The sequence below is a fragment of the Pontibacillus sp. ALD_SL1 genome, from assembly GCF_017355605.1.
Window position 1 is genome coordinate 990,182 of record NZ_CP062974.1, and the last position, 16,019, is coordinate 1,006,200.

Annotated in this window: 13 protein-coding genes; 12 read left to right on the plus strand and 1 reads right to left on the minus strand. The window is 45.0% G+C overall.

What is annotated here, in order from left to right; genetic code table 11:
- Window positions 1-213 precede the first annotated feature (213 nt).
- The 12 genes from IMZ31_RS05015 to pelG all read left to right on the plus strand — a co-directional run bounded on the left by IMZ31_RS05015 (window position 214) and on the right by pelG (window position 14,391).
- Window positions 214-909: a CoA transferase subunit A gene (locus IMZ31_RS05015; RefSeq protein WP_207529485.1), complete on the plus strand. Its 696-nt coding sequence runs from the start codon at window positions 214-216 to the stop codon at window positions 907-909.
- A 15-nt stretch (window positions 910-924) separates the two neighbouring features.
- Window positions 925-1,599: a 3-oxoacid CoA-transferase subunit B gene (locus IMZ31_RS05020; RefSeq protein WP_207529486.1), complete on the plus strand. Its 675-nt coding sequence runs from the start codon at window positions 925-927 to the stop codon at window positions 1,597-1,599.
- A gap of 18 nt (window positions 1,600-1,617) precedes the next feature.
- Entirely contained in the window at window positions 1,618-2,394 is a 777-nt protein-coding gene (locus tag IMZ31_RS05025; RefSeq protein ID WP_207529487.1) for a 3-hydroxybutyrate dehydrogenase, read from the plus strand.
- Window positions 2,395-2,412: 18 nt separating this feature from the next.
- On the plus strand, window positions 2,413-3,588 hold the full coding sequence (locus IMZ31_RS05030) for a thiolase family protein (RefSeq protein ID WP_207529488.1): 1,176 nt from the start codon (window positions 2,413-2,415) through the stop codon (window positions 3,586-3,588).
- A gap of 42 nt (window positions 3,589-3,630) precedes the next feature.
- On the plus strand, window positions 3,631-4,911 hold the full coding sequence (locus tag IMZ31_RS05035; protein WP_036786407.1) for a GntP family permease: 1,281 nt from the start codon (window positions 3,631-3,633) through the stop codon (window positions 4,909-4,911).
- Window positions 4,912-5,474: 563 nt separating this feature from the next.
- Window positions 5,475-6,305 (plus strand): glycoside hydrolase family 191 protein, encoded by an 831-nt coding sequence (locus IMZ31_RS05040; RefSeq protein WP_242705644.1) that lies wholly within the window; start codon window positions 5,475-5,477, stop codon window positions 6,303-6,305.
- Window positions 6,306-6,504: 199 nt separating this feature from the next.
- On the plus strand, window positions 6,505-7,527 hold the full coding sequence (gene galE / locus IMZ31_RS05045; RefSeq protein ID WP_207529489.1) for a UDP-glucose 4-epimerase GalE: 1,023 nt from the start codon (window positions 6,505-6,507) through the stop codon (window positions 7,525-7,527).
- Between the two features lie 21 nt (window positions 7,528-7,548).
- Entirely contained in the window at window positions 7,549-8,784 is a 1,236-nt protein-coding gene (locus IMZ31_RS05050) for a tunnelling fold family protein (RefSeq protein WP_207529490.1), read from the plus strand.
- Window positions 8,777-9,706 (plus strand): hypothetical protein, encoded by a 930-nt coding sequence (locus IMZ31_RS05055; RefSeq protein WP_207529491.1) that lies wholly within the window; start codon window positions 8,777-8,779, stop codon window positions 9,704-9,706. Before IMZ31_RS05050 ends, IMZ31_RS05055 begins: the two co-directional genes overlap by 8 nt.
- Window positions 9,703-11,538 carry a DUF2194 domain-containing protein gene (locus tag IMZ31_RS05060; RefSeq protein WP_207529492.1) on the plus strand — a complete coding sequence of 612 codons (1,836 nt, stop codon included), beginning with the start codon at window positions 9,703-9,705 and terminating at the stop codon, window positions 11,536-11,538. The genes IMZ31_RS05055 and IMZ31_RS05060 overlap by 4 nt, the downstream gene beginning before the upstream one ends.
- Window positions 11,535-12,956 (plus strand): GT4 family glycosyltransferase PelF, encoded by a 1,422-nt coding sequence (pelF, locus tag IMZ31_RS05065; protein ID WP_207529493.1) that lies wholly within the window; start codon window positions 11,535-11,537, stop codon window positions 12,954-12,956. Before IMZ31_RS05060 ends, pelF begins: the two co-directional genes overlap by 4 nt.
- A complete protein-coding gene (pelG, locus tag IMZ31_RS05070) occupies window positions 12,937-14,391 on the plus strand; it encodes an exopolysaccharide Pel transporter PelG (RefSeq protein WP_207529494.1) in 1,455 nt (484 codons plus the stop codon). The genes pelF and pelG overlap by 20 nt, the downstream gene beginning before the upstream one ends.
- Window positions 14,392-14,923: 532 nt before the next feature.
- Here pelG and IMZ31_RS05075 read toward each other — a convergent pair.
- Window positions 14,924-15,934 carry a class F sortase gene (locus tag IMZ31_RS05075; protein ID WP_207529495.1) on the minus strand — a complete coding sequence of 337 codons (1,011 nt, stop codon included), beginning with the start codon at window positions 15,932-15,934 and terminating at the stop codon, window positions 14,924-14,926.
- Between the last annotated feature and the right edge of the window lie 85 nt (window positions 15,935-16,019).

Below are 16,019 nucleotides of genomic sequence, written 5' to 3' on the forward strand. Positions count from 1 at the left end.
TTCCGTAATCGTGGAAAGTCATTCCGGTAAAATGGAATGGCTTTTTTAGTTGGTTTTTGTAAGGGCTTACATAATGTTTGCAGATGTTTTTCCAAAGTATTCTGGAATTCTGGAATCACTTTAATAGGAAGTGGGCTTCAACAAGCATTGTAGCAGGATTTGGAAAGTTGGCATGATTTTTGCATATAAATAGGGTGAAGGGAGTGGGAAATGATGAAAGAAATGTATACATCGTTCCAAGAAGCAGTGAAAGGCATTAAGGATCATGACACAATTATGGTAGGTGGCTTTGGTCTTGTTGGAATTCCGGAGAATTTAATATTGGCATTAGTCGAGTCGAATGTAAAACACTTAACGGTTATCTCAAATAACTGTGGTGTTGACGATTGGGGACTAGGCTTATTGCTTCAGAATAAGCAAATTGATAAAATGATCGGCTCTTATGTCGGGGAGAATAAAGAATTTGAGCGTCAGGTAATTGAGGGAGAATTAGAGGTAGAGCTTGTTCCTCAAGGGACACTTGCTGAGCGAATTCGTGCAGGTGGCGCTGGGATCCCTGCGTTTTATACACCAGCAGGAGTGGGTACACCGATTGCAGAAGGGCAAGAAGTGCGTACTTTTGACGGGAAAGAATACTTGCTTCAGCATGCACTGAAGGCTGATTTCAGTTTAGTCCGTGCGGCAAAAGGTGACCGCCTTGGGAACCTCGTCTATAACAAAACGGCTCGTAACTTCAACCCAATGATGGCAGCAGCCGGGAAAGTGACCATTGCTGAAGTGGAGAAGCTTGTTGAACCAGGTGCCATCGATCCAGATCACGTACATACGGCAGGCGTGTATGTTCAGGGACTGATTGAAGGGCAGCAGGAGAAGCGCATTGAACGATTAACGACAAATGCAAATGCATAAAAAGGAGGAATTATCGTGGCTAAACAATTAGATAAAGCAGCACAGCGTGAGAAAATTGCGCGTAGAGCTGAGAAGGAAATTGAAAGCGGTTTCTACGTCAATTTAGGGATTGGCATGCCGACAATGGTAGCCAATTATATTTCAGAGAATAAAGAGATGGTGCTTCAATCGGAGAATGGTCTCCTTGGAATTGGGCGTTACCCATATGAAGATGAAGTGAATCCGGATCTTATTAATGCTGGGAAAGAAACTGTTACAGCAGCGGTTGGGAGTGCGTATTGCGATAGTGCAGAATCGTTTGGCATGATCCGCGGTGAGCATTTGGATCTCGCTATTTTAGGTGGGATGGAAGTCTCTGAAGCGGGAGACCTTGCAAACTGGATGATCCCTGGCAAGATGATTAAAGGCATGGGTGGTGCGATGGATATCGTACACGGTGCGAAGAAAATCGTCATCATTATGGACCATGTTAACAAACACGGAGAGCCTAAAATTTTAAAACAGTGTAGCCTTCCTCTAACAGGGAAAGGTGTTGTCGATCGCATCATTACAGAACGTGCGGTCATTGATGTAACAGATAAAGGGTTAGAACTTGTTGAACTTGCTGATGGATGGACGGTTGAAGAGATTAAAGAGTCTACAGAAGCCGAACTTAAAGTAAGCCCGAATCTATTAGAAACTGCGTACTAAGCTAGGAGGGTCACGAGAATGGTAGAACATAAAGTCGTACTCATCACAGGTTCAGCAAGTGGCATTGGTTATGAAATCGGTGTTGATTTTGCTGAAAAAGGGGCAAAGGTCGTATTCAGTGATATTAATGAAGAGAAAGTTCAGGACGTTACGCGTGATCTAACTTCTAAAGGTTATGAATGCATGGGTGTGAGATGTGACGTTACGAATGAAGATGAGTTAAAAGGGGCAATCGATCAGGCCGTAGAGCATTACGGCCGACTCGATGTTTTAATTAATAATGCTGGTCTTCAACATGTGTCACCGATTGAAGAGTTCCCGACAGAGAAGTTTGAGTTCATGGTCAAAGTGATGCTCACAGCACCATTTATGGCAACGAAGTATGCGTTTCCGATTATGAAAGAGCAAGGATTCGGTCGCATTATTAATATGGCGTCTATTAATGGACTGATTGGTTTTGCAGGAAAAGCCGCTTATAACAGCTCGAAGCATGGTGTGATTGGGCTAACGAAAGTGTCAGCTCTAGAAGGGGCGGAACATGGCGTTACGGTCAATGCGGTTTGTCCTGGGTATGTGGATACGCCGCTAGTTCGCGGACAGTTAGAAGATTTAGCGAAAACCAGGGACGTTTCCCTTGAGAAGGTATTAGAAGAAGTCATTTATCCGCTTGTGCCACAGAAGCGCCTCCTTTCTGTGAAAGAAATAGCTGACTATACAGCGTTTCTAGCTAGTGATGCGGCAAAAGGGGTAACCGGTCAGGCTGTTGTAATGGACGGCGGATATACGGCACAATAATAGATGGGAGTGGAAACAATGGAGAATGTATATATTTTAGAAGGAGCTCGTACGCCTTTTGGAAGTTTTGGCGGGGTATTAAAAGATGTAGACCCAACTCAGCTCGGCGTTACAGCGAGTAAGGGTGCGATTGAGCGAAGTGGGATTCGAGCAGAGGATCTTGATTTTTCCGTTATGGGGAATGTGATTCATTCTGCGAAAAATGCTCCTTACTTAGCGCGCCACATCGCTCTTCAAGCAGGGCTTCCGTATGAGAGTCCGGCTCTTGCGGTGAACCGTTTATGCGGTTCTGGTTTGCAGTCTGTCGTTTCAGCTGCTCAGTCGATCCAACTAGGAGAAGGACAAGCGGCATTGGCAGGCGGGGTAGACAGTATGAGTCTTGCCCCTTATGCTTTACATGGGAGTCGGTTCGGAACAAAGTTAGGCGCACCGAAGCTAGATGACATGCTCTGGGCTGCTTTAACAGATGAATATATTGGTGCTGGTATGGGCGTGACGGGCGAGAACCTGGCAGATAAGTATGAAGTTTCTCGTGAAGAACAAGACGCTTATGCTGCTCGCAGTCACCAAAGTGCAGCTGCCGCACGTGAATCAGGTAAGTTTGCAGAAGAAATTGTGCCTGTTGAGGTGAAAACCAGAAAAGGGACTCAAGTCGTTGATACGGATGAGCATATTCGGGAAGATACAACGGCTGAGAAGCTATCTGGTCTGAAGCCTGCTTTCAAGAAGGACGGATCGGTAACAGGTGGAAACGCAAGTGGCATTAACGACGGAGCAGGTGCTGTTGTCCTTGCGGGTGAATCGTTTGTTGAGTCAAGGGGTCTTAAGCCACTTGGTCGCATTGTGTCCTGGGCCGTAGCTGGCGTTGATCCTTCCATTATGGGAATTGGTCCTGCACCAGCCATTCGCAAGGCGCTTGAGAAAGCATCCCTGAGCTTAGAGGATATGAGCCTAATTGAAGTAAATGAGGCGTTTGCTTCTCAGTATATTGCGGTAGAAAAAGAACTAGGGCTAAATCGGGACAAGGTAAACGTAAATGGTGGAGCCATTGCACTTGGTCACCCGGTTGGCGCAAGTGGGACGCGTGTTTTATATACATTAATGAAAGAACTGAAACGACGAAATGAGCGGTACGGAGTCGCATCACTATGCATTGGTGGGGGCCAGGGCATTGCGATGGTCGTTGAAGTTTAACTAGCAAGAGAACGATCTTAGATTGATATTGGAGGATGTAGTATGCTTGGGATTTTCTTAGGACTTGTCGTTTTAATGGTGCTTGCCTACATAGGGTGGTCCATCCTATGGGTAGCACCTATTGCGGCAGGTGTTGTTGCTATAACAGGAGGCCTTGATGTATTAGAAGCCTACAAAGATACATATATGGGAGGGTTCGTGAACTTCGCGAAGAGCTGGTTCCCGGTCTTTATGCTGGGTGCAATTTTCGGGAAGTTGATGGAAGAGACAGGAATGGCACGATCCGTAGCGGTTGCCATGACAAAAGTAATCGGATCACAGCGAGCGATCCTTGGTGTGTTAGCGTCTGCGGCTGTATTAACCTACGGCGGGGTGAGTTTGTTCGTTGTGGTGTTTGCGGTTTATCCGTTAGCTTTATCTTTATTCCGCGAAGCGAATATTAGCCGGAAGTTAATACCGGCAACAGTGGCCTTAGGGGCGTTCACATTTACGATGACGGCGCTACCGGGTTCACCTCAGATTCAAAACCTGATTCCGATGGAGTATTATAAGACAGATGCCATGGCTGCGCCCGTGATGGGGATCATTGCAGCGATCATTATGGCAGGCGGAGGTTACTTCTACCTGCGCAGACAAGAGAAGAAGCTGACGGAAAAAGGAGAAACCTTTACAGAACCGAAAGAACAAAAGGAAGAGGAGGACGTTGTGATTCCTCACTGGACTCTATCGTTTCTTCCTTTGCTAACCGTATTGATTACACTGAATCTATTTGAGTTAGATGTTATTGTGGCATTAATTATTGGTATTTTACTTATTATGATTTTAAATGTTTCGAAAGTTAAACGTTTCGTTGGAGCGATTAACGCAGGAGCAAGTGGATCGGTTCTTGCAATCATTAACACAAGTGCGGCTGTAGGTTTCGGTACCGTGGTAAAAGCTGTGCCAGGATTTGACCGTTTAACGGAACTGTTAATGGGCGTTAAAGGACACCCCCTTATCTCTGAAGCGATTTCGGTTAACATTCTAGCCGGTGCAACCGGTTCCGCTTCAGGTGGTATGGGAATTGCCTTAGAAGCACTTGGTGATAAATATTACGAGATTGCGATGAACACAGGCGTAAGTCCAGAAGCCTTTCACCGGATTGCCTCGCTCTCATCCGGAGGACTAGACGCACTGCCTCATAACGGCGCGGTGCTGACATTGTTCGCGATTACAGGCATGACACACAAAGATAGCTATAAAGATATCTTCGTTGTAGCTATAGTCATCCCGATTCTATCAGTCGTAGCTGTTATCGCTCTTGCAGCAATGGGGATTCTATAAAGAATAAACAAAGACAGGCCCACCCCTTTCAGGGGTGGACCTGTCTTTTTTGTGCTGTAAAGGGGTGAAGGGTGTCTGACACCCTTTAGCGCTGTGTTGTGTGAGAGTGGGGGTGACGTGGGGCGGGGGAGTGGCTCAAGTTCGGCGAGGACGGCTCAAGTTTATGACGGAACGGCTTAAGCTAAGGTGGAACGGCTTAAGTTAAAGAGATAACGGCTCAAGAGCGAAAAATAAAGGCGCAAGTCAGCGCGTAAAGGCTCAAGTCAGCTAGAAACGGCTCAAAAGAGGTTAGAAGTGGCTCGAGTTGAAGCATAACGGCTCAAGCCCCGCCACCCCACCTGACGTGGCCCGATGAACGGCTCAAGCCTATCGCGAAGTAACTCCTATCTAGATACATGAGAACAGTAAGGTTTGCGTGAAGTTGGAAATTTGTGTGAAGAGTTTGTATGATGAAAAGGAGGAACGAAATAGTAGGGACGTACAATACAGGCCTACGATAAGAAGGTCTGTATTGATTGCTGGTCTGAGCTAATTCCTCGTTTCCTGATTGGAGGGGGATACATGTGAGAAAGGTGTTATTGTCCTTTATAGGATTGGTGTTTTCACTCCTAGTTCCAAGTTCTGTTCCTGCTTCTTCTCGAGCTTTTGATGGCGTAACCTCCTATCAAATCTATTATGATACGGTTTCTGAGAAAATTGAAAGGGACATGAACCGCTATGATCTTGTCATATTAGAACCACGTGAAGTTACGAAAAAGCAAGTTTCTCGCATTCGAGAAAATGGGACGATGGTTCTAGGGTACGTCAATGTAATGGAAGCTGATGAATGGAATCGTGAAGTAATGGATCAGCTTAAAGCAGAAGACTTCTTTTATCGAGACGGTGAGAAGGTCTTCTTCCCTAAATGGAATTCGTATTTGATGGATCTGACATCGACCCATTATCAATCTATCTTGAGGCAGGATATGAAAGCTCAAGTTATCGACAAAGGTTTCGATGGCATCTTCTTAGATACGGTTGGGGATATTGATGATCAGCACGCTCAAGATAAAGACGTGTTAACAGCGCAACGAAAGGCTTACGTCGAGCTGTTGAAGTTTGTTAGGCGGGAGTATGGTTCCATTCCAATCATTCAGAACTGGGGGTTCGGTACGCTAGCTGACGTTTCTGCTCCCTATGTGGACGGGATCATGTGGGAGAGGTTCGAATACGAGGTTGTTCAAGATGAATGGAGTCAAGATCGTATTGAAGAATTGATAGAGATACGCCAAACGTATGGTGTTCATGTATTTACGGTCTCTTACGAAAATGAGGAGAAAAGCACCGCTTATGCAAGGCAGCACGGGTTTATTCACACCTATGAACCAAACTATTACAATCAGTGGACCTACTAGCCTTCCTATTCATATAGGAAGGCTTTTTTACATATAACCTAAAAAATAGTGAGAGAGCCAAGTGAAACTACCGATTTTTGTAAGATTGTAATACAATAGTCTTATATAAATAAAATTGAGGATTAAGGCCTATATAAATCTATGAAAACATATACTCATGTTAAGGACAGGCAATCCATAAGAGAAGGTGTGAAAGAGAATGGAGACGATACTGGTAACAGGCGGTGCAGGTTTTATTGGTTCGCATGTTTGTGTGGAATTAATAGAAGCAGGCTTCAGAGTCGTTGTGATTGATAATTTCGTCAATAGTACGCCAGAAGCACTAGAGAGGATTGAATCGATCACAGGTGAACGCGTTCACTTTATGGATGTCGACATGATGGACCTTGATTCACTTGATGAAGTCTTTCTGACCTACACCATTGATGCGGTCATTCACCTGGCAGGATTAAAAGCAGTAGGAGAATCGGTAACCGACCCACTTCAATATTACCGCTATAACCTAACCCCGCTTCTCCATTTATGTGAATGTATAGAGAAACATCACGTTCATCGACTTGTATTCAGTTCTTCTGCAACGGTGTATGGACCACCTCAACATGTGCCTATACCAGAAACCCACCCAGTGAAAACAGAGAACCCATACGGCAGGACGAAGCATATGTCTGAACAAATTTTAAAAGATTTTCAACGTTCCTACTTTCCTGTAAAAATCGTAATTCTACGTTATTTTAATCCTGTTGGTGCTCATCAAAGTGGCTTAATCGGGGAGAAACCGACTGGTGTACCGAATAACATTATGCCATACATCACAGAGGTAGCGATTGGGAGGCTGCCTGTTCTTCATATCTTTGGGGATGATTATCCGACTAGAGACGGCACGTGTATACGAGACTTTGTCCATATTACAGACCTTGCTAATGGCCATGTAAAAGGAATTGAAGCGACAGAGCGCATGGATCCGGGTGTCGCAGTTTACAACTTGGGTACTGGTAAAGGAACGACGGTTAAAGAACTTCTTCATACGTTTGAACACGTCACTCAAACAACGATTCCTTTTACGATTGCCGATCGACGAAGCGGCGATGTTGCGGTTTCCTACGCAGATGTAAGAGCAGCAGAGAGAGAGTTAGGATGGAAGTCGACAAAAGGAATAGAAGACATGTGCAAAGACGCGTGGAGGTGGCAACATCTTAATCCGACAGGCTACGTGAAGAGATAATCACGAGAACGGGGTGAGGGGATGTTTTACAGACAAGATCGATTGTGGTTGAAGATCGTAGAAGTAGTAGGCGTTTTTGTTCTAATCGTTTTTATAGACTTGGTGACAGGAGGAGAAATCGTTTCCTCGATACCTGGCATATTGCTTCTTTTTGTCCTTTTGGCGGCTTTGCGGTACGGGTTAAATACAGGGTTATTAGCCTTTTTATTACTTGGGATTTATCGACTGTTTTATAGTTGGCTTTCTGGAGAAGATGTGCTTCTACTCTTTTATGAGACCGATTCACTCATAGCGTTTCTGTGGTTGCTCTACGTTGCATTGTTTGCTGGGTTATTTAGTACATCATACAGAGAGAAGTACGAGAGCCTGCAATTTCATAAAGAAGAAATAGAAGATGAGAATGAATACTTAAAAGAAACGGTAGATTTGCTTGAAGAAACGCAGCGCATGTTGCAAACAAAAGTATTAGAATCAGACCATTCCTTATCAAGAATTTATCAGGTAGGGATCGCACTTGATCAGGATCACCCTGAGCTGATCCGGAGTGAGGCACTCAACGTTTTTCGTGAAGTGTTTAAAGCAAAACAAATGGCAATCTACCATGTGGACCGGTCTCAGCGTGCCCTTCGTCTTCTTATAAAACACGATGAGGAGAATCAGCTAAGGCAAACCATTTTAGTCGAGGAGACCTCCTCGATGTACAAGCGTATGTTTGAGGGGAGAACGATCACGATCCGAAATGTAGAGGACCATGAAGATTCTCCTGTACTCCTGGCTCCGCTGACGTTTGAGGGGGAGATTAGAGAAGTCGTCCTATTAGAAGACATAGAATTTCATTCCATTACGGCTCATCAAATGCAAGTTCTTTCCCTTGTATTGGATTGGATGTCGAGCCGCTTACAAAAAGCATATAAACTGCAGCTAGAGAAAGAAAAGCCGAAGATGTTCTCAGGTACGGGTGTCTATAAAAAGCAGTTCTTTAACGAGCTGATTGAGATGGAAGAAAAGAAAGCCAAAGAGTTCGGCCTTCCTTATTTAATCGGCAAGATTCGTCTGAAATCCACGGTTGATGTTCCCATTATCGAAGCGGAAATGATGATTCGATCTCATATTCGTGAAATCGACCGACTAGGGTATGATGCGGGTAAGAATGAATTGTGGTTTCTGTTCCCGGGTACCGAGCCAGCGGCGCGAGAAGTCGTCTTCCCGCGTATTGAAACCGTGTTAAGGCAGAAAGGGGTCGTCTACGATGCTTGACCTTTTGTTGTCTCCCTGGGTATGGGTACTTTTCTTTATCCTTCATGCTATAGTCGCCCTAATTCTACTTATTCTCTTAAGAGATCGATTTGATGAAAATGAGCAAGCTGTGGTGGTCTGGATCGGGTTAGTTAGCTGTTTCATGCCTCTACTAGGAGAGCTGTTAGGGATCCTTACCTGGCTTTTAGCAAAGCGGTTTACAAGCGAAGAAATCTTTGAAGATTACGATGAATATGTTTCCTATGACGTTTTAAATCTTGAACCCATTCGACATGAAGCCAAAAGAAGTGTTGATCTCCTGCCTCTGTCAGAATCATTGACGCTAGGAACGTTTGCGAATCGGAAGAACTCGATTCTTCAATACATTTCAGAAGGGGTCAGTCATCAGGGGAAATACTTGTGGATGGGATTATTGAATGAAGATCATGAGACGGTTCACTACTCGGCAACGCTAATGAATACCCTCGTTGATCAGCATGAACGGGAGCTAACGTTAGCGAAAGAACAAGCCCAGTCCAACGACCTTGAATCCTTAAAGCGTCTTCACCACGCATACGCACGCTTAATTGATAGTGAAGTACTCACTCCGGCTGTACAAAAGCAAAAAGAGCAAATGTGGTTGAGCTTTTTACTTTCGATTGTTCTTTTATATCCAGATGAACCATGGATTTATGAAGGACTTGGTGACTGTAGCAATCGCCTTTTGGATCATGATGATGCTGTTTTGTACTACAAGCAGCTAATCGAACTTTTCCCATCGTATGCCAAAGGATATACGAAGCTTTTAAAGGCTTACTATGAAAACCATAATTGGTCTGGAATGAAGCGGGTTATCCAGTTGAGCGAGGAGTACGTCGACGTAGAGGACTTTTCAGAAGAAGACCTATTTGTTCTACAGGTACTAGGAGGGAAAGTGATGTGAGAAATATTCACGCTACACTTGCAGCGATTATTCTAGTTTTACTTCTTTGCGTTGCGGTTTTGCAGTGGGGGAGGGTAACGGCTGTTTATCAGTGGTTTCCTCTGTCTGATCAAGAAGAGCAACGGTTTCCTACTATGGGCACGGATCTGACAGAACAACCAGGAACCCCGTTAAAGATTAGTCTGCTAGAGAATGACAGTGTCGACTCAAAGGCAGCCATCGAAAACCTTCGCTACGCACTTCAATATGCGAAGATTCCTTTTCAAACCATAAAAGAAGAAGACCTCTCCTCCCTTGAACCAAGCCCTCATCATATTTTAATCGTAGCAGGAGAACATGCGAGAGGATGGCCTTATCAGGTAATCGAATCATTCGTAAACCGCGGCGGGCGTCTGATGGTAGCGTTACGTTACGGAGGGGTCAGGCAGGAGTGGAATGACCTCGTAGGAATCGATAATTCCAACGGGTTCCTGCTATCTCCTCAAAAGGGACTGACGTTTGAGAAGACACTTTTCCCGGGCTATCCTAACCTATCATCGGACCATACGCTTTTTTCTCATAGTCTATTAGACATTACATTAAAAGAAGAAGCGGATCTTTATCTAGCGGTGAATGACCACCCTGTCATGTGGACGTACGACTATGGAAAAGGGAAAGTGGGGTATTGGAACACAACCATTACAAAAGATAAAGGGACGAGAGGGCTCCTCTTGCAGTCTCTATCACTATTGCCACCTGCCTTTGTCATGCACCAGGCTGGCATCAAGATTAGCTACTTGGATGACTTTCCTTCCCCAATAAAAGATGGAATGGTAGAAGACATGGAGTACGGAGAATTTGTAAAAGACGTTTGGTGGAAGAGTATGCAGGAGTTGCAAGATGCCTATGAACTCGTTTATACAGGGGCGCTCATTGGTACGTATGAAAAACGTCAGCGATTAGGGGCGGAAGAGTTAATCGAATTGAGAGAGTTTCCGATGGTTTACTACGGCCGTCAGATTTTAAATGCAGGCGGGGAACTTGCGATGCACGGATACAATCACCAACCACTCGTGGTCAAGGAAGATGAGATTCCTGTTGATGAAGATCACAAATACGTTCCGTGGAAGCGGAAATCGATTATGAAGAAGAAGCTGGAACAAACGGAAGAGCTTTTCCATCATTATTTTCCTGAAAAAGAGTTCCAGTCTTACGTCCCTCCTTCGAACATATTAGGGCCGACTGGATTAGACGCGCTCGTCGAGTCTTTGCCATCTGTGAACGTGGTGGCTTCCCTTTATTACGGGGTGGAAGGCGGAGAGTCGTTTATTCAGGAGTTTGAGTTTGATAGGAAATATCCTGAACTTTATCACTTTCCTAGGACGGCGAGTGGTCATGGGGACACGGAGGAGGATTTCTTCTTAATGACTGATGCGATGGCGAACCTTGGAGTATTCTCTCATTTTATTCATCCGGATGACCGCACCGACGCTGATCGTGCAAAAGGAAGAGATTGGGACGAGATGAGAGAGGATTTGGATGCGATGTATTCGTTCCTATCCACCCATTTCCCTTATTTAGAAGGTCTAACCCAGCAACAAGCAAGGGAGAAACTAGTAACCTATCAGCAATCTACAATCGATGTTCGCTACGGGGAGGATGCGATCACCATATCTGGTGAACACATGTTAGACCCGTCCATTGCTCTTGTTCGACTTCAAGCAGGAAAACACCTTGAGACAGGAGAATTCGCATTTGGGAAAGTAGAGGGTATGGGAGAGTCGTCAAACTTGTATATCGTAACGCTTCGTCAACCATCTGTCACGCTCAGGATAAAGGAGGATGGTTCATGAGAATTGGCCTAATTGTAGAGGGCAGTTATCCTTATGTAAGCGGCGGGGTCTCAAGCTGGGTGCACACGATCATTAGGCAAATGCCTCACCATGAATTTCACATTATCTCCATCAATCCTTCTTCTTACACAGAAGAGGACATGCAGTATCGCTTGCCTCCAAATGTCACAGGTCTTCATAACCTTATCCTGAATCAGGATCAGAAGAAGCGCTCCAAGAAACGATTTGTTTTAGAAGAGGGAGACGTTCATTCTCTTGAGAAATGGTTGATGTTTGAAGAAGTCGATACCAATGCCTTGTTCGTGATGGGGGAGGTTATTCCTTCAAGCGACCGCTACTTCACGAGTCGAGCGTTCTATGAAATGGTGAAAAAGAGCTACCACCTTGAACCGCACCACGGATCCTTTATTGATTTTCTATGGATGTGGAGGGGGATGTTCGAACCTGTTATCAGGCTTTTGCAGCAAGAAGTCCCTGAGGTCGATCTTGTTCATAGCGCTTCAACAGGCTATGCAGGGCTACTTGGGTCTTATATGGCGAAGAGGCAACGTATTCCCTTTTACGTAACAGAACACGGGATCTATTCCCGCGAGCGAGAGGAAGAGATTTTGAAGGCGTCCTGGATTCCATCTTTTTATAAGAAACATTGGATCAATTTCTTCCACCACCTGTCAAGGCAAGCATACAAGGAGGCCCACCAAATCCTGACGTTGTTTGAGAATAATCAGAATCACCAACTTGAAATCGGAGCGGATAGAGAGAAGACGGCTATTATTCCAAATGGAGTGGATTATGAAAGGCTATCACGACTACCTGTAAACGAAACGGAAAGCCCTTTTCGAATTGGTGCGATTATACGTATTGTTCCTATTAAAGATGTGAAGACGATGATTACGGCTGCCAAAATTTTAGAGCAAAGAGGTCGAGATTTCGAATGGATCATAATGGGACCTCTCGACGAAGATGAAGAATATACGAACAAATGCCAGATCTTAATTAAGCAAAATGGGCTCCAGAATAAGGTGAAACTTGTGGGGAAAGTCGATATTGCTGAGTATTTACCAACGTTTGATATCGGGGTGTTAACAAGTATTTCAGAAGGGCAGCCACTAGCCGTCCTAGAAGGGATGTCAGCAGGGTTGCCGTTTGTTGTAACAGATGTTGGCGGGTGTTCTGAGCTTATCTATGGAAGGGACGATGACCCCTTTGGTCCAGCCGGTTTCGTCGTGCCCCCTGTTCATCCGGATCTTGTAGCAGACAGAATCGAATGGCTTATGGATTATCCAAAAGAACGTAAGCACTTCGGGGAAAACGGACGAAAACGCGTGGCAGCTTTTTATCAATACCACCACATGATTGATCAATATCGCGAACTCTATCAGATAGGGGGGACCGTTTATGGCGGGCATCGGATTTAAATTACAAAAGCTCTTTCAAGAAGACTACTATTCATCTAGATTTAAAGCCTATGCCTTTGCGGGCCTGGTCACCTCTGGACCGTGGCTGATCGTCCTTGTAGCGATTACGCTCATTCAATGGCTGTCATCTCTCCTGTCTGGTATAGACCTCGCTGAACGAGAAGTCTTCACACTATCTGTTGCGTATTGTTTTATCTTTTCTCAAGTCATTCTAGGCATTCAGCACTTAGTCGTAACCCGATATGTGGCAGATTTATTTTATGAAAAATTGTATGACCGGATCTTCCCAACCTTCCTCGGTGTTAGCAAAATAACGATTCTTTTCTCGTTAATCGTCTGGCTAGGATTTGCGTTTTACTCTCCACTCCATCTTGGCTACAAGCTTGTTCTTTTAACATTGTTCATGACCCTTAACCTAATTTGGGTGATGTTCATTTTCTTAAGTGCAGCTAAGTATTACCAAGCAGTAGCCTACAGTTTCTTAGTTGGTGGGGGTGTGGGGGTATTGTCCATTCTGTTTATTCCACTAGTCCCCGAATCGTTTCGCATCGCGATGTCCCTTCTGATGCTTCTCGGTTTTACATTAGGGATGGTAATCACGCTGTTTGGCTTGGGATTTGCCATGCTTATTACCTTTCCAAATCGAAATCGGGAAGATCAGTTTTCATACTTGGAATACTATGATCGCTTCCCTGCTTTATTTGGGGCTGGATTCTTATACAACGCAGGGATCTGGGTGTGCAACTGGGTCATTTGGTTTGGAGAGGGAGGAACAGTTGTTGCAGGTACGTTTTTGACTAATCGCCTTTACGACACAGCTATATTCTGGTCGTATTTAACGATTATCCCAACCCTGATTATATTTGTCGTATCAGTGGAAACGCGTTTCTACGAACGATACCGCACCTTTTACGGTTTTATTAATCAAGGCGGAACCTATGACCAAATAGAGCGAGCTAAAGATAAAATGAATTCCGTATTGCGTCAGGAGATGGCCCGGCTTTTCAGAAGTCAAGGCATCGTTTCCTTCTTAGCCATCCTTTTCTCCGCCTGGTTCGTAGCCTGGGTAGGTATGGACCGTGAAATCGGTGAAATCTTCCGGGTCACAACCATTGGCGCCTTCTCAAACGCCATGGTCCTCGTCATTACTTTGCTGCTGTTGTATTTCGATGATCAAAAAGGAGCGGTATGGACGAGTGGCTTGTTCTTCACGCTGAATGGATTATTCTCATGGCTCCTGCTACCTGGAGGAATTGACTGGTACGGGGTGGGCTTTGCATTAGGCTCCACCACCGCCTTCCTGTTTGCAGGCGCCCGGCTTATCTATTTCCTTCGTGAAGTCGATTATTACACCTTTTGCAGACCAGTCGAAAGGGAAAGGGGCAATGGGTTTCAGCGGTTAGGAGAGAGATTAAATCGGATCCGGGTTCTTTGAGGGGGGGAGACGTTTTCTGTTGGTGCGACGGTTCAAGTTCGAGGGCAGAACGGCTCAAAAGAGGAAGAGTTGGCTCAAGTTGAAGGAAAAACGGCTTAAGCCCCGCTGGTATTCTGGCGGGGCTTTGAATTATGGCTCAAGTTCGGGCGGGACGGCTCAAGTAAGCGCAGGACGGCTCAAGCTGAGATGAGAACGGCTTAAGTTTAGAAGGTAACGGCTCAAGAGGGAAAAATAACGGCCCAAGTCAGCGCGTAACGGCTCAAGTCAGCGAGGAACGGCTCAAAAGAGGAAGAGTTGGCTCAAGTTGAAGGAAAAACGGCTCAAGCCTCCGCACGCCCCAACCCCGCCGCAGCAACAGCCCCGCACTTCATCCCTAAAAATCCTCCACCATACAAAAAACGTCCAGGCCTCTAAGCCTGGACGGGTCATAAGGCTCTCGAATATAAGGTGCAAGATTTACCCGAGTGCCTAACACATCCAACAAAAAAACTCTCCACTAAGGGAGAGTTTAAAAAAGGGATGGGCTTATTGGTTACTTTGCTGTTGCTTTCTTTGAAGGCTCTGATTCATTTCCATTTTCATCAACCGCGGTGACGTAATACGTATATTCTGACGCATCAGGGTCTGTGTAATTTTTACGTTCAAAAGAAGATACGCTTGCTACTTTCTCAAACGTTTCCCCGTCAGCGCTACGGTAGACGCGGTACCCAATCACCTCTTCATCACGAACGGCATGCCACGTTACGAACGTCCCGTTTACTTCGACTTGCTCAGGAGTTTTTAGTTCCTTCTCCACTTGTTTTTCCTTCGTTTGCTGCTCCTCTTCTTTCAGCTCCGTATAGACGACCAAGCGTTCCAAGTGATTGTTAGTTTCCTGATCAAATGTTCCGGTACATGTAATCAAATTCAGACGCTTCTTATCGGTTGTACCGAAAATTTTCTCAATCGGGGAATTGTCATACGGATAGCTCTCCAAAGCTTTGACAACATAGGTTAGCTTTTTTCCATTCTTATCTGTAACAGTAACCTCATCGCCTTTTTGAAGATCTTTTAAATAAAAGAAAACAGCTGGACCTTTGTAACTGTCAACATGCCCTGCAATGACGGAATTACCCGTGTTGCCAGGCTTCGTACCTGGTTCAAACCAACCAACGGTCTTCGTACTGTCTGGTACTCCCATTTGTCCATTGTCGAGAATCCCGACCTTTTCGATTTTGGTGTCTACGTCAATAGCTGGGATCGATAGGTGAGTAGGAACTATTCCTTTGTCCTCTCGTTCCTTAGGATCATCAGTGTTCACGTCTGAAGAGTTCATGTCTTCAGCTTTGTTAAGGACGGTAAACTCCTGTGCGAGCGGGTCTTTCTGTTTATCCTCTTCCTCGTTTAAATAAGAAGATTCTTCAACACTCGCTACCTGTTCGACTTCCTCTCCCTGCTCCATCTGCTTCTCTTGATTAAGAAGATTGGCGAACACATTATTTTCATAACCGAGAAGGAGAAGGAAAGCAATGCCTACAATTCCAAAGTAAACCTTCCATTTCATACCCATCACCTTTCTTTTTGTTACCTATTTAGTAAAAGGATAGCACAACGGAAAAAAAGAGAGGCGACTGGCCCCTCAAAAAATC